Source organism: Paenibacillus rhizoplanae, from assembly GCF_042684125.1.
GTDB classification, from domain to species: domain Bacteria; phylum Bacillota; class Bacilli; order Paenibacillales; family Paenibacillaceae; genus Paenibacillus_AQ; species Paenibacillus_AQ rhizoplanae.
Window position 1 is genome coordinate 51,662 of record NZ_JBHUKY010000077.1, and the last position, 19,477, is coordinate 71,138.

The window sequence follows — 19,477 nt, forward strand, 5'->3', positions numbered from 1 at the left end:
ACAGCTAGCTTAGGCCTGAACGGACTCCTCTTCTGCGCCAGCCAGCTCCTCCAGCACCTGGATGGCCCCGCTGATGCGTGTTAAGGTATATCCCAGATTGGTACGCTTCTCGTCCAGCTCCTGGATCATCTGCCGCCCGGTTTCAAGCTCTGCCTTCAGTTCGTTCATGCGTGCTTCTAATTGTTCTTTCATGAGTTCATCCTCCTAAGGTTTAGGCACCCTGCAGGGTGTCGATTTGTTTTTGCATTCTTGTGATCGCTTTCTGCTGATCCTTCATCACGCTGGTCAGCACAGCAATGATATCCATCCCGCTGATCGCCCGCTGATCTGGATCGGCCAGAACGGCTGGCACTTCCTCTGCAATAAAGCCGAGTGTCTTTTGCTTAGTGCTTCCTTTGTATTTAAAAGAGACCGGGTTTAGCCCGTCCAGCAGCTGCTTCGCTTCCTTAACCGGAATGTCGGCAATATTGTCCTTCAGCTCGCGCGAAGACCACCAGTACATGCTACCGTTGGCATAGACCCCGCCGCTGGCATGAAGATAGATACGGTCGCCGGCATCATTAGAGACTCCGATGTCCAGCACGCAGTTCTCCCCGCTGGAGGGATAGTACTTGATCCAGGCCGAATCGCCGCTGCCGCCCCCGGGATCGGACGGGAAGATAATCCCGTTGTTGCCGCTGCCCGCGCTCGGGATCAGGGCATTTCTCACTTCCAGGCTGCTGTGGACAGAAGCATAGGACCAGTCGTTGCCGTAATTGAGCACCAGATGGCTGCCGTTATCGACCAGCGCCCGGCCGGGTGCCCCGCGGCGTCCGGGATAGCCGATGTAGAAATCAGCGCAGCGTACAACGGCGGCGAATTCCTCAGCCACATCCAGTTTTTTGAATTTGCCGGCGAAGTTGAACACCTCTGTCTTGATGCTGCCTTTAATCTCAAGGTCGCCGCCAATATATGCCCCTCCCTTCACCTGCAGGGAGCCATTCACATCCAGGTTATCCCAGATGGAGACTCTGCGGGCTCCTGATTTCCCGTTTCCCGCGATCATCAATGAATTGTAGTTCGTGGTATCGTTACTGATCTCGGCGTTATTAACAGATTGACCTGTGAAGCCTGTCCATCCTGAGGTGAAGCGGACCGGATTCTGGCCGCTCAGGATACGCAGCTCCCCTGCCACATCCAGCTTGTCCGCAGGCTGCAGCGTTCCGACGCCTACGTTGCCGGATGCTATCAGGGAGATATGGTCACTCCTGTCATTGGAGGTGCCGATCTCCAGCGTGCAATCCTCGCCTGTACGGGGATAGTACTTGATCCACGCCTGGTCCGCTCCGCCCCCGCCCGGATTGGCCGGGAATATAATGCCGCTGTGCTCCCCGTTCCCCGTGCTTGGAATAATCTCCTGGGAGGCCTGCATTGTGCCGTTCACATACAGAAATCCGTTCACATCCAACCGGTCCCAGATGGCGACCTTTCTCTTCTGCCCGGCAGAGTTATTGCCGACTATCATCAGCGCCTTGTAGTCTGTAGTATCGTTACAGATCTCCGCACCGTTCATCTGTTTATCGGGAAAGCCCGTCCAGGCAGAGGTGAAGCGAAGGGGGTTCCGGCCGCTGAGCAGGCGGACGCTGCCCTCGACATCCAGCGAATCCTCCAGTACCTTCTGCGGTCCGATGCCGACATAGCCGTTCTTATTCCAGGAGAGCGCCTGCTTATCTGTATGGGAGCCATCAGCGTTAACCGTCCGGGTGCCTAGTGCCCCGCCGCTGCCGCCAAATAATACCGGACCATCCAACTCTGCCATCGCAAAGGGCTTTCCGGCTCCGAACCACCCCAGGCCATGCGAATGGTCAACCGTATCGGGGTTCGTCCCTTTCAGCAGCAGGATTCTGTCGTCCTGCAGGGCAAGATCGGCATCACTGTACAGCTTGCCTGCCCCGGTGAAGCCGAAGCTTTGGCCTGCTGATGAAGACAGCTTACTGTGCCGGTGCAGCAGATCAGCGAATTCAGACTTAATCAGGCTGTCCCACTCGTTGCCGTAGGCGATTTTCTTAAGATCGTTGCCGATCCCGGCCTTGAAGCATTTATCCTCCTCCACCCAGACGATCCGCGCATCATGCTTGCCCTCGTCGCCCCGGTATACCTCCAGACCGCCATCACGCGCACCGGGGAATACATAGTTCGGATCATCCGTGTTGGGACTGTTCACTTCAACGAAGCTGTTCATAATCCGCATCTCGCTCTGGGCCTTGTCCTTGCTCTTCAGAATCAGCTCGCCCTCAATCGTCAACGCTCCGGCAACGCTCATAGCCCCTGTGAAGCGGGTCTCAGGAGCTCTGATCTCGAGTACTTTACCAGCCTGCAGCGCAGACATGGACGGCATCGCTGCCAGAACGGCTTCACTCAGCCCCGCGCTGTCCATACTGTCTTCACTCTGAACCGGGATCACCAGCTTCTCCGTGACCAGCTTCTTGCCAGCGGCACCGGCATAGGTTCTTAAGGGCGTCCGGGCCGCATCGCTGTCGTAATCGTAAATACATGTACTGTCGATGGTAATGCCCGCCCCATCGGTGCGGGGAACCACCCGGGCCAGAAGGATCGTGTCGGTACCCTCAGGCCTAGTGGTCCCATGACTGATTTTCCCCCGCTCCCAGACATGGATCTGCTCCCCTTGTCCACGCTCAATGCTGCGTTCAGCCCCTACCTCTTCATAGCTGACCCAGATATAGATATTCTCATTGGCGTTATACTCGGAGAGGTTGACCGGATTATCCGGATGCCCCTCATAGATCAGGATTTCCTGGCTGATGCTCTCATACTTGTCGCCGTTCTTGACCAGCACCAGATTCAGGGCCAGCCCCTCTGCAATGCTCACCTTCATGGATTCCCCCGGCTTCGCAGAGGGCAGTACCTTGAGCCCGCAGACAATCCCCCAGGTATGCAGATAACGGTTATGCAGCCGCTGCAGACGCAGGTGAAACTCCTGATCGAGCTTGTAATCCTCAGCGTTCAGGAAGAGCCCGTCGAAGTAGCTCATTCTTCTTAATTCTTTTCCCATGATTCGCTTGCCTCCCGATCTATAATCTCTATTGCTCTGTCATACCCCCGACTAAGGTCTCCATCCCCACACGCCCATAGACCCCCAGACGCATAGACGGGACTTCAATATTCAAGCTGGAATTGGTGTAAAAGGGCCGCTCCTTCCGGATCACCTCCTGCAGATTCCGCACCTTCTGCTGCAGCAGGCTCCGGCTGTATGCCGGAAGGATGATATGGACGGAGAAGTAGCTCGGCTCGGCCGCCCCAACCATCGTATTGATGCCTATACGCCGGGCATTACCGAGACGGACAGGCTCCTCGTAGCTATAGATACGGATGGCCGCCTCTTCACCGGCGTGAACCTGCAAATATTCGGCCAGACCGCCCAGGGTTCCGCGTTTCTTGTAGAGCTGGACGATGCTGCTGATTAGCTTGCGGTTAACGGTGCTGCGTGTGTCCGCAAGCGGAAGAATCTGCGTAGGGGCAAGCGTACGCTCCAGGTTATCCTCCTCACCGTCATACTCTACGCCTTCGGCCAACTGGAGACCCACCCAGCCTGCAAGCCAGGGCAGAAACTGTGAGGGAGCCGTCTTCGGATCGAAGTATTGATGCAATCCGTCCAGCAAGGCCTCCATTCCCACAGATTCCGCGCCTGCCGTCCCCGTATTGCCGGAGAGCATGGCTTCGAAGGCCTTCAGGAACCGTCCCAGAAAAAATTGTTCATCGGACTCCCCCGATTTCTGCTGGAACACCCGGGGGAGATACTCCACATAACTGTACCCGTCCGTCTTGCTCATGCTTCCACCTCAATCTTCAGGTCCTTCAGCTTAAATAACTGGAACGGCAACAGGTCGGGCGAGTCCAGGTTCACGCTGGTCACATGATCAATGCCGGCGATTCCCTCTACCAGATGATACAGATCCGAGGCGTACAGCTTCCTCCCCGGAAGCCAGCCCTGTCCGCGTTCCCCTCCGTTAACGGGGTCCAGGAACTGTACAATGCTGTCGTTCACGATGCTCCCGATGCTCTGATTCCCGGCGGCAACCGTCATTTCGATCACAACGTCCCGGTAATCAGGCTCAACGACATGGACACGGGTCGTCAGCAGCTTGCTCTTCTCCAGGAAGGCCTTAACCTGTTGCTTGATCTCCGTCATGTCTCTGCGCAGATCCTGCTGATTCGCAGTCTGGAGCACCAGAACCACCGACACATGCCCGAAGGCTTCTTTATCCCGCCCGGTGCCGTTCTCCATATCCGTATTAATCAGACAGAGCGTTCGGACCGCAAGGTCGGGATACGTGCTCTGAATCCCCGGGATATCCAGCAGGCTCTGCCTAGCCAGCAGCTGGTAATCTTCTGCCGTCACAGCCCTGTAGCATTCGGAGAACTGCTTCGCTCCGCGGGATATTCCGCTGGCCAGCTCCTCTCCGTCCTCCAGGGTGATACCCAGCAGCTTGAGGAATTGCTGCTTGCTCTCATCTGTCACCTGGTCAAGCCTGTAGAGGACCATTTCCGTGAAATAGGCGAACAGCTCCACCAGCGTAATGCCGGGATCGGAGGGATTATAGTTCGTCCATTCCGGATCGTAGAGCGGAATCAGCGCAGTGGCATCGGCCACAAGCTGGTCAAAGCCAAGATCATCGAGCTTCAATACTGGAAGCGGCATAGGTTCTTCCTCCTTTCTGTAGTTACGGCTCCAAGGCATTACAATACGGACACCGTGCCACGGTATCCGGTATGCCGGACAGCCCCGTCAGATACCTCCGCTCTTGCATGCGGATAGCCTCCAGCCCGCACGCTGCCGTGGTTGCGGTCAGATCATGAATCAGGTCTGCACGCTTATCCATAAGATACGGAAAAGGATGCTCCTCCGGCTTGTTCACCAGATGCAGCCCGCCGCAGATCAGCTCATCCTCTTCCAGATGAATATTGCCGCTGCCGATGGTGCGGATCTTGAGCGGTGTAGTGTTGATGTATTCATCCGTCCGGCTCAGGAAGACGATATCCTTCTCCTCGAATACGGCGGTCTTCACCACAAAGGTTACCGACCCCGAATCCAGCCTATTGAGGATATACGTCCGGACCGTCAGATCATCCGTGAGTTCAAATTCCAGATCGCTGCCCTCAGGATAGCTCTCGGCAAGCGGTTCTTCATCAAGGGTCTGGCATTCGAGCATATCACCGTCAATGGAGAGAACAATTAGCTCCACCGGCTTCCGGGATCTGTAGCGGAGCCTGATGATTCCGTTCTCCTTGAATCCTCTGAGCACCAGCGATTTCACTTCATCCCCGGCATCCACCGGCTCAGCAAGGGCAAATTGAAGCGCGTTGTCCTCAGAGCGGACTAGGCTATATTTCGGATAGGCGGCCTGGGGCTTATACGGCCCGTTCTCAAGCGGCTCCAGCTTCAGCGTGAAGCATTGAACGGAAGCCTTGACGAGCACATCCGATACATAGTCAACACCCGGCGTCTGCTTAATCACGGCATAGACCTCGGAGACATACAGGTTCTGTCCCAGCTCCCAGCCCGCGTTCCCGTCTGCACCCTTAAGCGGATGAAAGAACTGCTTCAGGTTATCAATGATCCGGCCCTCGGCTACCTTCCGCTGGTCTGGAGAGGTATATACTACGGTTGCCTCCACAGCAGTGCGGACATAGTCCGGGCCAATGACCTCAATTCCCGGCTCGGCAGTGTTCAGAGGGGCCGAGATCCGTTCGCACAGATAGGCTTCTATCTCACTGCGCAATTCCTGGCTCGGGACCGGCCTCGGATCGTCTGTCTCCGGCACCACAATCAGTGTGGCTCTACCCGGAGTGAATTCCAGCTCCCGGTTCATAGCGCTGAGACATTTCACCTTGGCGATCTGAGGCATCGCCTCACGCACCAGCCATTCCATATCCTCAGCGGTGACGCCCCTGTTCCAGCTCTTCAGCGTATGCGGCCCGCGAAGCTCGGCCTGCTCTGCTTCCTCCTGATCGAAGCCGCCGTCCGCTGCCACCGGATTCGTTACGGAATCCAGCCAGCTGTAGCTGTCCCATATCCGCGTTACCGAGCCTGTGGCCACATTCCCGGACGTCCCGCCGCCATGCTTGTAGTCACACAGGAGGTTGTCTGTGCCCATAGGCGGAATCATGCCGCTCCGTCCATCCCCGAACATGATCATTCCGGTGCTTCTGTCCAGCATATAGTGCCTTGAATCTGAACCGGATACGGAGAATGTGTTGACTTCCTCCCACGGTATCCATGCCCCCTGACCGGTGGCTTCTCGGACCTTGAGAAGCTGACCGGGCAGCACGGGTATTTTGGACAACTGAACGATCTGATTCTCTTCACCGTTACTGGAGCCCAGAAGCTCTCCCGCAGCGGTATTGGAATTGCGGGCCCAGACCGCGTTAGCGAGAATGGCATCCACCTGCGGAACAATCTCGAACCGGCCTTCATCCAGCCGGGCACGTATCCAGTACTGCTCCGTGCCGAACAGCGGCCGCTTCGCAATATCTCCCGGCACGGCAAACTGTAGTATCTCCCTGCGGGTGAAGCCTCTGATCTCATCACTCACGCTGAGCGTCAGCCATCTTCTGCCGTCCCAATACTCCCACGCCACCACCGGACGTCCCAGCTGTTCACCGGTTAGCGGGAAGAAGAGCGACACGGGCAAATCGCTGATATCACGGTCAAAGCCCAGATAGAAGGTCGGCTCCGTCTCAGCGCACGGATAGAAGGGCTTGAAATACTCGCCTTCGTTCCGGCAGGCCGCCGACCTGTCGGCGAAGCTGAAGTTATTCTCTGTGAGTACGGTCTGCGGGTGCGCCTCCAGCGTGTAGCAGTAGGCAATACTGAGCTTACGGATGGAGGGCGGTGCGTAAGTCGCCTGGGTTACCTTGAGCTTGGCTACATTGATGCTTCCCTCTCCCAGCTTGACCTCTTCATCCTGATATTCGTATTTCGCATCCTCGCCGTAATTCCCGCCGGTGATGCGGGCCCGGACCCAGTACTGCTCTTCACCGCCCAGCGTCAGCTTCTGGATACCCGGACAGACGAAGCTCAGCGTTCCGCTGGCAGTAAGGCTGCTGACCGCACGGAGGGCAGCGCCACCATCAGCTGCACCGCCTTCGTCCGTTCTCTCCTCAAGACCGGTGATCGCAAGCCATTCCTGCCCGTTCCAATATTCCCAGCCAAGTCTCACATACGGTGTGTCCGGCAGCTTGCTGATCTCCGGCTCTGACAGCTCCACCCTCAGCGTAATCCGGGCACCCGGCTTCGAGAAGGCCTCGCCGCAGGCGATATAGAACGTATCGTTGATTCTGGGCTTGTCCCCCAGCGGATAATAATCCTTGCCCATATCCAGCAGGTTCCCGTTATTCACCGTCACATCCGGCGGGAGCGGCTGCGGACTCACCACGTTAAGCTCCAGGCGGATATCTTCGATATCTGGCATTAGCACTCCGGTGGTTATAGGCTTCTTCAGCTCGGCGAAGATCCATTTGCCCGGCCATTCCCGTAGCGTCCCGGACGATCCGTACCCCGCCAGCGTCTTCGTATGCACGCCAGTCAGCCGGTCAAACCGGACCACTGCCCTCCACAGAGCATTCTCTTCCTCTTCCGCTTCAGCTATCGAGGAAGGATACAGCTGCACAGAATTCCCTTCTTCATCGAAACAGAACCAGTCAATATGGTTCAGCAGATCCCCGGTTCTGTCCTGCCCCGGCGCGGCCTTGCTCAGAGCGGCTTCATCCGGTTTGTTGAAATAGACCGATAAGCTGCTGCCCGCTTCCTGGAATCCTAACAGCTCTGTATGTCCAAGATACAATCTGTGGACTACTGTCGAATCGCCCCTGAACAGCCGGGCAGGTCTGCCGGCAGGTCCCCCGGCAACCAGATCATCCTGATTGCTCCACTGGTCCTCCTCCGGCTCGAGACTCACCGCCCGGACGGGCTGCGCCATAATGACGGTCAAATCCTTGTCTGTCTCAAAAACCACCTCCGCCCCCTTCTCCGGCTGGGCGGATACCCGGGTTCCGGCCGGAACCGTGTTATAGCTGTCCGCATCCGGCTTCAGCCGGAAGAGCAGCGGAACTTTGGCAGCACGGGGCGGAGTAGGATGAATGCCGATCAGATTCAGGAAGGAGGTGAAGTTCTTCGCAGGCGCCTGATTCAGCCGGCTGATCACTTTGCCCATCATCCCGGTGAAGATATGGACCAGCGCATCTGCCTTCTTGTCTGCCTCAAGCTCCGGCACATCCGTCCATTCCCGGCTGCAGTATTGGTAGATTAAACGTCGTAGCTCGGGAACCAGCTGTTCCTGATCCCGTTTATCAATAATAGGCATTTGGTTTGGCATTATTTCCCCACGCTTTCAAGGAAGAATGGATAGACCAGATTATATTTGCTGTTGCTGGCCCTGATCGAATAGTCAATGGACACCTCAAGCTCGGAGCGGTCCGAACGCGGGGTGACCGTAATGTCGTCCACTTCAATGCGCGGCTCCCAGTTCTGCAAGGCTTCTTCAATGAAGCTTCGCAGCAAGGTTGCGGTGCTCATGGTATTGGGTGAGAACACCAGCTCGTTCAGTCTGCAGCCGAAATCCGGCCGCATGACCCGCTCGCCGCGGGCCGTTGACAGAATCAGAATGATCGATTCCCGGATGGAGTCTTCTCCACCGGAGGATCGGAGACTGCCCCGCTGGACAGCGAGCGGATACGTCCAGCCCCGTCCCAAAAAATCTACAACTTCCATCTCTCAGCCTCCTATTAAGACCGTCCCCGCCGCAGACACTTTCCCTGCCGGAAGGTCGGCCGGATCATTGCATGTCAGCGCCGGATCACCGTTTCTGGCAGCCTTTTTCCCGTTGATAAATACAGTTGTGCTTCCGGCGCTGATGGTCCCCTTATTGGTCGGAGGCTTCTGAAACGGGCCTCCCTGCGGAACATGGGCCGGCGTATTCGTAGCCGTAGAATCCATGGTGGCTGCCGGCTGCCCCATAATCTTGACATTCGTGCTCAGCGCACCGTCCAGAATCCCCGTGAAGGGATGCGGCAACGGGGTGGGAACCAGCCCCCCGCCGGCCGGAAGCATGACGATATGCGTATCGGTTGCCAGAATCCGGTCCCCTTGCTTCGCTGCTGGCTGTCCCATCGAGGCACCCCCTCTCTAATTAATGTTGACCGTAGCCCCTTTGATCGTCATACTGGCGGCGGCTTTGACCTCCATCCCGGCTGAGGCTTCGATGGCAGTGCCCGCCGATGATTTCATTTCAATGGATTTGGCGGACAGGGCCAGCTTGCCTCCCGCCGAGATTTCAATATCCGCACCGGCGGATACCGACACCTTATTCGCCTTGGTATCCAGGATGATCCGGTTCTTGCCTGATTTGTCGCTAATCCGGATCTGCTCCGCACCGCCCTTGTCATCCAGCTTGATTACGTGGCCCTTGGCGGAGGTAAGCGTGATGCTCTCTTCCCCCTTGGTGTCGGCGAACTGCAGAACATGCCCGCTGCGGGATTTGAACAGGCGGATATTATTCTTGCCGTCCTTGTTGGTCTCCGGCGGCAGGTCTTGTCCATTCCACAAGGAGCCAATGATATAAGGGCGGTTGACATCCCCGTTCTCAAAGGCTACCAGTACCTCATCCTCCACCTCCGGCAGGCAAAAGGCTCCCCGCTCCTTCCCGGCCATCCAGGACGCCATTCGCGCCCAGTTGGATTCCGGCATCCCCATCAGCGGGATCTTCACCTTCACCCGTCCGGGCCCAGGCTTATCCGCATGGTTCGCCGAGTCATTATTGATGACAATCCCCACCATTACACCGAAAATCCGTCCCTCATTCATGATGCTGTCCATAAAATTGCTAATTCCGGGTCCTTCACTCATAGGCCAGTCCTCTTCACCTTGAACGTCGTGGTATAGCCCTTGCTGTCGATCTTGTGAACTGTAGCTACAATGTAATAAATGCCGCTGAAGCGCTCGCCCAGACCCATCAGCTTCACAGTCTGCCCGGCCCGGAGCTTCGGGTTCCCCCAGCACATGCCTTCACCGGCAATGAACTCGCGCAGACGGCTGTTGTAAGCGGCGGCGGCCAGCACCTTGGCTTCGTTCATATCCAGCAGATTCTCGGCCATAATGACAATCGGTGATTCCCCGACCGCTGCGGTGCTGATGGAGAAGCCGCCTTCCTTCCCGCCCATCCTGGTCGTCTCTTCTCCGCTCTTAGCGATAGCCTCAAGCTCCTTCTTCTCCTTCACATCCCAGCCCTTAAGCGTCACCTTACTCCCCCGGGTAAGAGCCCTCAGCTCCAGATTCAGCCGTTCAAAATCCTTCTTGAAGCTCATCTCCGGCAGCACCGGGGCCTTCACGGACCGCGACTTGACGAAATGCAGCTTCTTGTCTGCCGCGAACAGCTCATAATCGAGCAGGGCTGCCCGCTCCAGCAGAAATTCGTAGTTGCTCTGATTATTCTGGAAGAGGTAGGGATAGACTGTTCCGGTATCCTCCACCACAGGGGTCAATCCATGCTCCTTGGCGATTTCCGCAGCAATATCACTGTCCTTCTTCTTCAAAAATGCCTTGCTCCTCGTCCCCATACGCAGCCTGTGCAGCAGATCATATCCGCGTATATCCAGCACCGAGTGCTCCGCAAAGTTCAGATCCAGCGCGGTAATCTCCCCGCTGATCATCGGCACCGGCTGGTCGAGTCCAAGGGAGAGCTTCAACTGGTCGCCCGGCTTGATGCTGCTCAGATCGGTTCCCCGCCACATGCCGCTTCCGGCATTCACCATATTCATCTGGATGGAAAATACCGCCGGCAGATTAAGCTCATCCTCCAGCGTGACGCCTTCCACCGCCGCTGTCAGTTCAGCGGACAGCTTGCTTCCGTTCAGCTCAATTTTGTAATTTGCTACACTGGTGCCCATGCAATCCCCGCCTTAATCCGGGATAACCAGAGTTCTCCCGATATCGTTTTTGCCAGGAAAGCCAACCGGATTGACAATCCTGTTCAGCTCGGCAATTCTGCGCCAGGCCAGCGGCTCCTTCAGCGCCTCATTCGCAATGAGGTCCAGCCGGTCCCCGCTTTTGACCACCCACAGCTTCCGGCAGGCATTCAGGCCCTGGCTGTCCTCCACCGACTTGTCCGGCTCATCCGTAATAAAGGTCACATCCAACAGCGAGCGGACAGGCGTGCCGTTATCCATGAACATCGTGAACTTCTGCTCAATCTTGCTCAGCAGGCCGCGGTACGTGAAGCCGCCCCAGACGAACATGCACACCGGCGGTTTTTTCGTGCTTTTGCCGCTGACCTTGGGATCAAGCAGCGAGGTCAGCTGCCGGGTCTTCTTGCGGACATCCTTGCGCTGCTCATAGGTATCGTAGAACAAGGAGACCTTGAACTCCGGTGTCTCTGTAATCTGGAACTGCTTGTTGTTCTTCTCCCCGGTATATTTGCCTTCAAAAGAAACGGTGTACTCATTGGGGTTGAACATCACCTCAATGGCACCCACGGGCAAATCCAGAGGAATGATCTTCGCTTTCTCCGCCATTATCTTAGCCCCCTCCGATCCTTGCGTATTGCCATTCTCTTCTCCAGCACCTGATAGACCCGCTCAGCCAGCTGATTCAGCTCCGCTGCATTTATGGCCGGCGGTGGAGCGGCCTTGGCGAAGGTCTGTGCATGAGGCTGGGCCGCGTGTTCCTGCAGCACCCGCTCCAGCTGCTGCTGCACGGGCTCCGGCAGAGCCGCGCGGGGCGCTTCAGGCTTCCGCAGCACCAGGCGGCTATGGCTGGCGGCAGGCTGAAGGTCCGCTTCATAACCAGGGCTTGTTCCCCTAAGCGGACTGCCCGGTCTTCTTCGCTGCGGGGCGGACGGAAGCTCTGCCCTGTCTGCAGCGTAGATCAGGCCATCCTCCACCGGAGCCGCAGGCCCCGGCCCTCTTAGAGCTGCCCGGCCTCCGGCTGCGGCCATTCGCGCGGAAGCCGCCTGCCTGGCCGCAGCTGGTGCACCTGACGCGCCCCCAAGCGGCAGCAAGATATGCGGCTGCGCCAGCTGCAATGACTTCATCGGCTGCCTCTGATGAACCGTACTAACGGCTGCGAGCAGCGGGCTCAGAAGCTCCTGCCTGCTCTCTAACTGCTCAAGGGTTGCCGTCAGCTGCTGACCTAAGCCGAGTTGAAGACTTGCATTTACGCTTGAATCGGGAAGCCGCGGGTTACCGGGCTTGAAGCTTAGGGTTAGAGTCTTAAGCTGTGCTTCCACAGCGGTCCCGGCTGAGCCTGAGACGGCCTCCCGTATATGCTTCAATGCTTGTGCCGGTAGCGGATGCCCGGACTTCTGCCTCAAGGGCTGCGCGTCCGCTCCGCTCTCCACTTCTTGCTTAAGGCCATAGGTCCGCAACAGCTGCATCACCTGCACCATCTGCTGCGGATGATGGACTGCATAGGCCAGTCTGCCTGTAATCCTGTCTTGCTTCCCTGGAAGGACAGATGCATCCAGCAGTTCGCCTCTGCTTTGCCGGTCTCCACCGCTTCTTTCGGCTGTAACGCCTAAAGGCTGCGGCTTCAGAATAGACGACCCGGACGGCGCAGATACTTGCACCGTTCTTGATACGGCAGGCTGAGCAGTTACAGGTTCAACCGTATAAACCGCTGCATTTTTGATACGATAATCCGTTGTTACCTGATGTTGATTACTTCTATGCTTCCAGACTCTCTCTTGCAGCACCTGTACCGAATCAAGTCTTCCGACTGCTGTATGAAGCCCGCTTGACATATCTGCTGCTTGTCCAGGGGGAGAGGACGGGGCGCTTAGTCCAGCCCTGCTCCCGCTTTGAGTAATCAGCAGGATGCGGCTTGCCGGTCCCGCCTGTACCTTCTCTGGTACTGCCGGATAATAGAATGTCTGATGGATATGGTTGGTCACCATGTCCGTACGCGGCAATGTTTCCGGTCCCGCAGCATATAGCGGATTGTGCCGCAGGATCAGGCTATTCAGCTTGCTCCGCCAACGGGTCAGGCCGTATTTTGCCAGAATCGACTGAATGAACTCGGTCTGCTTCTGATTCGCAGGAGCCGCCGTGCTCCGAATGCTCCGGCTCATTACCGGTACCTATGCAGACCGTTATGAGTTAGAACCAGACTCTCGACGGCTACCGCGCTGCTGCTGGCGTTGAACGCCGGCCCTTCCCATTTGATGGGGCAGGCTTCGATGAAGTTCCACCACACCTTGGGTGTGCCGGAATGATCCAAGAGACAGATGGACCCGCTGCGCCGCCGGATGACCCCATTCACCACATTCTGATACCAGTTCCACAGATATTCATCATTCGTAACCCCGTTTTTCAGCGTCAGATCCGAGTATTTGGTCGGTCCCAGGAACACAAACTCCTTATGATTCTCGCCGCCGAAGGTTTTGCGCTCCACCTGTGTCTCCACGCTAAGGCCTGAGACCTCAGAGAATCCGGCCACGGAGATCCCGTCAATTTCCACGATGAAGTTAAAAGCAAGAAAGGGATCTTCCCGGTACCCGGGCACCCAGCTACTTTTCGCGCCGATATTTAGCATATTTGCCTTCATGTTATCCTCTCCTAAGCCTCAAAGAAGTTCTTCTGCTCTTCCCCGCCACTCAGCTTCTGGTTGATCCGGCTGACTTCACTGCACCAGCGGTCCCGTTCAGCGTGCTCCAGGTTCAGCACCGCCGTATAGTCCCAGTGCAGATAGTAGGTCAGAAAGGCTACCTCCTCGTAGAGGCGGTCAAGGGGGTAGCCGACTATTCCCCCGGCGGTTCCAGTTCAAGCTCAAAGCGCTGCTCGCACTTGGGGCACTGCGCATGAACCGCATTACTTCCGTTCTGGTTAATCCGGTTATACAGATCCTGCAGATAAGCGAAATCCGAGGTATACAACTCTTCGATGACTCTCGGTGTAATCATGCCCAGTCCGCCCAGTCCGGTGACCACTCTGGAGAGCAGAATGACTGCCAGATACGCAGGGTTCTGCTGAACCCGGGAATCCCGTAGCGGTGTAATCTCATCGGCTGCGGTAGCCAGACGCATGATCCCCTGCTTATGCAGCGTGCCCGCTTCATCCACGTACCCTTTGGGCAGGGTGAAGCTGAATTCAGTTTGTAATAGTTCCATGATCTCCCTCACTTCCTCCTCTAGACCATCCTCATGTCTTCGCTTCCTTACGGCATCCCCGGCCATGAATATGATGTCCATACCGGCCATCTCATGTTTTGGCGTAACGCATCACATCCACAGTGACGATGACGAAGAACGGGAAGCTATTTCACTCTGCGAACCCCTTCATGCACCAGCTCCATCGACTCGACAGAGACCTCGTTGCCTTTGGCGCTAAGAGCACTGACATCATACTTGATCGGCCAGGCTTCGAGGATATCCCACTGCGCCTTGTCATTGCCTTCTTCATCCACCAGGATGATAGACAAGCTCTTGCGGTTCTTCAGCGCGCCTTTATCCTCAATCGACTTGCGCCAGTTGTAGAGCTCCAGGGAGTCAGTCAGACCTTTTTTCAAAGTGATATTCCCGAATTTGGTCAAGCCCGACAGCTTGCGTGCATGCGGAGCATCGATGCCCTCCCGGTAGTCCACAGCCTCTGTGGATGTATCCGGTATCGTTGCGTCTGCGAAGGCTGCGGTCTGAATGCCGTCAATTACAACGCGGAAGCGGTAATTGCGGTAAGGGTCTAATCTTTTGCCGGTTGCCATAGGATAAATCTCCTCTCATTCTCTTATTTGGATAAGGTCTTCTGGCTGACCCGGATGACTACGAATTCAGCAGGTTTGACCGGGGCTACACCCACTTCGATAATCAGCTGGCCGGCATCCCGCACGGCAGGCGGGTTGTTCTCCTCGTCCACTTTGACGAAGAAGGCCTCTTCCTGCGTAGTTCCGTAGAGCGCACCGTCTCTCCATACCCGGGTCAGGAAGGCAGTAAGATTGCGTTTGACCTTGCCCCACAGGCTCGGATCATTCGGTTCAAACACGACCCACTGGCTGCCCTCATCCAGCGATTCTTCAATGTACATCATCAGCCGCCGGACGTTGACGTAACTCCATTCCGAATCGGCGGACAGCGTTCTGGCTCCCCAGACACAGATGCCTTCCGGCAAGGAGCGGATCACGTTGATGCCGCCTGGATTCAGCAGCTCCTGCTCCGCCTTGGTAATGATCTTCTCAATCCCGACTACGGAATCCAGATAGCCGTCGGTGGTGCCTGCCGGTGCTTTGTGGACACCACGAACGGCATCGACATAGGCATACGTGCCGGCAATCGCCCCGGACGGCGGCACAAGCTTCTGCTTCCCGGTCAGCGGATCGTTGATATAGACCCAAGGATAGTACAGGGCGCCGTAGGACGTATTGAATGAATTGCCCGAATAATCGCCCGCCCCCTCCTTGAAATCCTTGACCTCCAGCGGGCTTAAGCCATGCGGAGGATCTACGATGAAGATGCAGTCTTTTCTCAGCTTGCAGTAGTTCAGCATATCCAGGATGGTGCCTCGGCTGTACGCCATATCTGCAAGGTCTGGAGCTGCTACAATGTTGATGCCGTCAATCGTATCGAACGCGTGGATACCGGCCCGCTTGACCGCATCCCCCAGGAAGTCAATCGGGGACATCCCGTTCACACCGCCGCTGAGAGACAGGGCTGTTTCATTGAACGCCGGCGTTTTCTCCATATTCTCCAGAATGGTCAGGTCCACCAGGGGCTTCACACTGACGAAGGCGGATACCTGATTCACCTTCTCTTCAAAATTGATCAGCAGCATGTTGTCGAAGATTTCTACGATCTTGCCCTCTTCGTCTTCTCCGCTGTATTCATCATTGAAATCACTGTCCAGCAAATACTGCACAATCATCTTGAAGCCAAATTGCTGCTTGTTGGAGGACGGGCTGATCTTGACCGAGATCCGGTTGCCCCACTCCCCTTCCGAACGTGCAACTACTTTGAATAAATCCAGATTATCGGTATCGCGAACCGCAAGTGAAGCCGGCCGGATATCGGTGGATGCCGCTCTCACTACGTAGCAGGAGGTGCCTCCTTCCGCAAAAAAGTTATACACGGCATAAGCCAGATAGCCATTCGGAATAAACTGGCCGAACTCATTGACGAACTGGCTCCAGTTGGTGACCAGTACCGCTTTGCCGATGACCCCTTTTTCTGCGATTCCGACGAAGGCCCCGACTGAGGTGCCCACACCGGCAATCGGCTTGACCCCGCTTGAGACTTCCTCCACATACACGCCTGGCGATAAATAATTTGCCATCTCTTACCCTCCTAAAAAAGTTTAATTAGCTTCTGCTTCTGAGAGAAACCTTCGGCAAAACTGGCTAAGGAAGCATAAACATAGGTTGGTCAGCTTACACAATCCGGTTAGGCACAGCTGCCTTTGTCTGCGGAATATCCGCTTGAACGGGTGCCTTGCATGTCATTCCCTCCATGAATCACTCCCTTCACAGAAGCAGTCTCTCCCAGCCTGACTACAGGGGATGAACGCCCAGCTCTTTCACCTCAACCCGCGGGATCAGGATCGTCTTATCCGCAGGCAGCCGTACCGGCGACACCAGATAGGACAGGCTCACCTTAGCCGGCTTCCCGGGGAACACTTCCCACAGCTGCTTAATATCCTGAATCGTCAGGTTGTTATAGGAGATTCGGATTTTCTCATTGCCGCATTCAGCCAGGTTGCCCCGCAGATCGCTGCCGCTAAGCACCGGATGCTCATGGAACAGCTGAAAGATCCGGCCCAGGATCAGCTGCTCGGTCTCCCTGTCTTTGGCATAAGGCGTGAGCAGATAGTACAGATCCAGATAAGCCGGCGGATACATGAACTCGTTCGTGCCGCCGATCCCTTCCTTCTCACTGTTGCGCATACTTGGGCTATGGCTCAAATAATACAAACACATTGAGAGCTTCATCGTTGAGCTGTCAATGTCACTCGGAGAGCCGAAGCTGATGAAGCTGTCATCGTTCAGCTCAGGCACATGCGCCTTCAGTAGCGCCTTCAGGCTGGTGCTGACATCTCTTATTACCGTACCTGTATCCACGGCCATGCTTATTTCACCTCGATCAGTGTGTGATAGGGCGCATAATCCGATTGCAAAAAGGTTCTGCCCAGCTTCAGATACTCCCGCTTGGCCGCCAGCATGATCTGCTTCATCCCGATGGAACAGCCCTCATGCGCCGCATAAAAGGCCGCATTCAAGGCAATGTTCTTGATGTTGCCTCCGGCAAGAATGAACTTCTCCGCCATGAAGCCATAATCCAGGCCAGGATCAAGGGGCGCTCCCGCCGGGAACATTCCCCGCCAGATCCGGCCGCGCTGCTGCTGCTCCGGGAACGGGAATTCCAGCTTGAAGTGCAGCCTGCGGGCAAAGGCATCGTCCAGATTCTGATTCAGGTTGGTCGCCAGAATCACAATTCCCGTGTACTCCTCCATCTTCTGCAGCAGGTAGCTGATCTCCACATTCGCATACCGGTCATGCGCATCCTTGACCTCGGAGCGCTTGCCGAACAAGGCATCCGCTTCGTCGAAGAAGAGAATGGCGTTCGAGGTCTCCGCTTCATCAAAAATCCGTGAAAGATTCTTCTCGGTCTCCCCGATATACTTGCTCACGATCTGCGAGACATCAATCTTGTAGATTTCCAGGCTCAGCTCTGTCGCAATCACCTCGGCCGCCATCGTCTTCCCGGAGCCTGGCGGCCCCGAGAAGAGGATGTTCAGCCCTCTTCCGAGTGACAGCCGCCCTGCAAATCCCCACTCTCCATACACGAGTGCACGGTATTTCACCTGACGGCAGATTTCCTTCAGCTGATTCAGCTGCTCTTCGGGAAGCACCAGCATGTCCCAGGTATACATGGCCTGGACCTTCGAGGCCAGTGCCTGAATTCTGCGGCTGGACTGGAAGTAACAGGCTTGGTAGAGATCCTTCATGCTGATCCCGCTCTCCCTGGAGCCATTCCAGACGGCGATGTTCTCACCGCCGTTCAGCGCGGCCCGGATCTGGCTTGCCGTAAAGCGGAAGCTGCCGCTGACTTCATCCAGTTCCATCTGCGGAGACAGCTTATACTCCTTACCGAAGGCAGTCCAAGCGGCCTTGCGGGCCGCCGCATCCGGAAAGAGCAAGTCCATCTGCATGAAATTCAGCGGAATTCCGGTTAAGCTGATCCCCCACTGCGCTTCTCCAAGGATGAATGTCAGCGGTGCGCAGGCGGCCAGCATCTCCATGAGGAGCCGGATCTGCAGGCTGTAACGGTCATCCTCTGTCACCAGGCTGTCGAAGCCGGTGAAGCAGAGGGCCGTCTTCATCAGCAGCGCATGCCGTCCAAGCAGCTTCAGCATTTCGCTGAAATCAGCCTCAGGGCGCAGCAGCTTCTCCAGGTCGGCAACCAGCACAGAGAGTCCCAGTGTGCCGCAGACCTCGCGGATACCTCCGAGCTTCACGGCCTCGTCCGGCCCGCTGACGTATAGCAGGCTGCGAGAGCTGCCGGAGCTGCCGGCCCCGCTGCTGCTGTAATGCTTCACGAACCGCAGCAGCTTCTGCTCCAGCTCAGCAGGGAAACGGGACTGCTGCGGAAGGGGCACCGTGCTAAGCTTCGCTGCCTTCGTCAGGCGCTCATCCAGCACCTCATAGCCGAGCAGCAGATTCACCGCCCAATCCTCCAGCTTCAGCGGCCGGGCGATTAGCGGAATGCGGCTGTCGCCGTACTCCCCTCTTCGCTCCAGCAGCAGCTTCATCAGCGGCGCATTCGCATCGAACAGCAGACGGGCCGCCTGCTGCTCCTCCTCTACCCCGGCGAATACTTCCAGGACCCAACCCACCGAAGGGCGCTTATCCGACATATCATTCTGCAGGTAGGCATAGATTCGCCCGTACTTGCCGTCCAGCTCAGGCGCCAGACAAGCCACCAGGATGCTTACCTCCAGCCCTGACAGGTTAAGTACAGAAGCCACCTCCGGCAGCATGAGCCTGGGAGCGGGACTGGATAGCTGCCCTGCGGATGGGTGGAAGCTTGCCTTCAGTCTGGCAGCGATCTGCCGTTCCAGATGAGCGATTTCCGCTGTTAAGAGATTGATGTAACGTTCATCTTCCGGCTGGACATCCAGCAGACTGCGGATCTCCTCGTCCACAAGCTCCAGCTCTGCGTGCGGCTGCGGTCCCTCAAGGTACCTGAGCTTAAGCCGGAGCTCCAGCAGTTGCAGCTCTTCTGTGAGATGCTCTTGGTTGGAGTTGTAGGGCGGAGCGGGTTCGCCGCTCTCCTGTCGGGGGGCTGCTGATCTGGAAATTGCTTCAGAAGCTGCTGCTTCGTGAGCGGAAGCGGAAGGAGTTGCAACGCCTGTGTCAATCTCGGCTGCTTCGACCCGTTCCACACTGTCAGCACCTTCCGCTGATTCCTTTCGATAGCTTCTAGCCAATTTTTTGAATTTCATC

At 56.6% G+C, this 19,477-nt stretch carries 18 protein-coding genes; all 18 read right to left on the bottom strand.

Features of this window, described 5'->3' with window-relative positions; translation table 11 throughout:
* Positions 1 to 9 precede the first annotated feature (9 nt).
* Complete coding sequence (locus tag ACFSX3_RS28050) at positions 10 to 192, bottom strand: hypothetical protein (RefSeq protein WP_209992557.1); 183 nt, start codon at positions 190 to 192, stop codon at positions 10 to 12.
* A gap of 19 nt (positions 193 to 211) precedes the next feature.
* A complete protein-coding gene (locus ACFSX3_RS28055) occupies positions 212 to 3,052 on the bottom strand; it encodes a tail fiber domain-containing protein (RefSeq protein WP_209992558.1) in 2,841 nt (946 codons plus the stop codon).
* 28 nt (positions 3,053 to 3,080) lie between these two features.
* Positions 3,081 to 3,830 carry a phage tail protein gene (locus tag ACFSX3_RS28060; protein WP_209992559.1) on the bottom strand — a complete coding sequence of 250 codons (750 nt, stop codon included), beginning with the start codon at positions 3,828 to 3,830 and terminating at the stop codon, positions 3,081 to 3,083.
* A complete protein-coding gene (locus tag ACFSX3_RS28065) occupies positions 3,827 to 4,699 on the bottom strand; it encodes a hypothetical protein (protein WP_209992560.1) in 873 nt (290 codons plus the stop codon). Before ACFSX3_RS28065 ends, ACFSX3_RS28060 begins: the two co-directional genes overlap by 4 nt.
* Positions 4,700 to 4,721: 22 nt before the next feature.
* Positions 4,722 to 8,375, bottom strand: coding sequence for a putative baseplate assembly protein (locus tag ACFSX3_RS28070; protein ID WP_209992561.1), 3,654 nt, complete (start codon positions 8,373 to 8,375; stop codon positions 4,722 to 4,724).
* A complete protein-coding gene (locus tag ACFSX3_RS28075) occupies positions 8,375 to 8,770 on the bottom strand; it encodes a GPW/gp25 family protein (protein WP_036733369.1) in 396 nt (131 codons plus the stop codon). The genes ACFSX3_RS28070 and ACFSX3_RS28075 overlap by 1 nt, the downstream gene beginning before the upstream one ends.
* A 3-nt stretch (positions 8,771 to 8,773) precedes the next feature.
* Positions 8,774 to 9,169 carry a PAAR domain-containing protein gene (locus ACFSX3_RS28080; protein WP_209992562.1) on the bottom strand — a complete coding sequence of 132 codons (396 nt, stop codon included), beginning with the start codon at positions 9,167 to 9,169 and terminating at the stop codon, positions 8,774 to 8,776.
* Between the two features lie 15 nt (positions 9,170 to 9,184).
* Positions 9,185 to 9,904 (bottom strand): phage baseplate assembly protein V, encoded by a 720-nt coding sequence (locus ACFSX3_RS28085; RefSeq protein WP_209992563.1) that lies wholly within the window; start codon positions 9,902 to 9,904, stop codon positions 9,185 to 9,187.
* Entirely contained in the window at positions 9,901 to 10,944 is a 1,044-nt protein-coding gene (locus ACFSX3_RS28090; protein ID WP_209992564.1) for a phage late control D family protein, read from the bottom strand. The genes ACFSX3_RS28085 and ACFSX3_RS28090 overlap by 4 nt, the downstream gene beginning before the upstream one ends.
* Before the next feature lie 12 nt (positions 10,945 to 10,956).
* Positions 10,957 to 11,568, bottom strand: a complete 612-nt coding sequence (locus ACFSX3_RS28095) for a CIS tube protein (protein ID WP_036733360.1) — start codon at positions 11,566 to 11,568, stop codon at positions 10,957 to 10,959.
* On the bottom strand, positions 11,568 to 13,121 hold the full coding sequence (locus ACFSX3_RS28100; protein WP_209992565.1) for a hypothetical protein: 1,554 nt from the start codon (positions 13,119 to 13,121) through the stop codon (positions 11,568 to 11,570). Before ACFSX3_RS28100 ends, ACFSX3_RS28095 begins: the two co-directional genes overlap by 1 nt.
* Positions 13,121 to 13,597: a phage tail protein gene (locus ACFSX3_RS28105; RefSeq protein WP_209992566.1), complete on the bottom strand. Its 477-nt coding sequence runs from the start codon at positions 13,595 to 13,597 to the stop codon at positions 13,121 to 13,123. The genes ACFSX3_RS28100 and ACFSX3_RS28105 overlap by 1 nt, the downstream gene beginning before the upstream one ends.
* An 11-nt stretch (positions 13,598 to 13,608) precedes the next feature.
* On the bottom strand, positions 13,609 to 13,794 hold the full coding sequence (locus ACFSX3_RS28110; protein WP_209992655.1) for a DUF6760 family protein: 186 nt from the start codon (positions 13,792 to 13,794) through the stop codon (positions 13,609 to 13,611).
* A complete protein-coding gene (locus ACFSX3_RS28115) occupies positions 13,791 to 14,159 on the bottom strand; it encodes a hypothetical protein (protein WP_209992567.1) in 369 nt (122 codons plus the stop codon). The genes ACFSX3_RS28110 and ACFSX3_RS28115 overlap by 4 nt, the downstream gene beginning before the upstream one ends.
* Positions 14,160 to 14,305: 146 nt before the next feature.
* On the bottom strand, positions 14,306 to 14,749 hold the full coding sequence (locus ACFSX3_RS28120) for a phage tail protein (protein ID WP_019910188.1): 444 nt from the start codon (positions 14,747 to 14,749) through the stop codon (positions 14,306 to 14,308).
* 23 nt (positions 14,750 to 14,772) lie between these two features.
* Positions 14,773 to 16,311 carry a phage tail sheath family protein gene (locus ACFSX3_RS28125; protein ID WP_076083186.1) on the bottom strand — a complete coding sequence of 513 codons (1,539 nt, stop codon included), beginning with the start codon at positions 16,309 to 16,311 and terminating at the stop codon, positions 14,773 to 14,775.
* Between the two features lie 214 nt (positions 16,312 to 16,525).
* The gene (locus ACFSX3_RS28130) at positions 16,526 to 17,098 is read right to left on the bottom strand and encodes a DUF4255 domain-containing protein (protein ID WP_209992568.1); all 573 of its coding nucleotides are present in this window, start codon (positions 17,096 to 17,098) and stop codon (positions 16,526 to 16,528) included.
* Between the two features lie 2 nt (positions 17,099 to 17,100).
* Entirely contained in the window at positions 17,101 to 19,476 is a 2,376-nt protein-coding gene (locus tag ACFSX3_RS28135) for an ATP-binding protein (protein ID WP_209992569.1), read from the bottom strand.
* Position 19,477 lies beyond the last annotated feature (1 nt).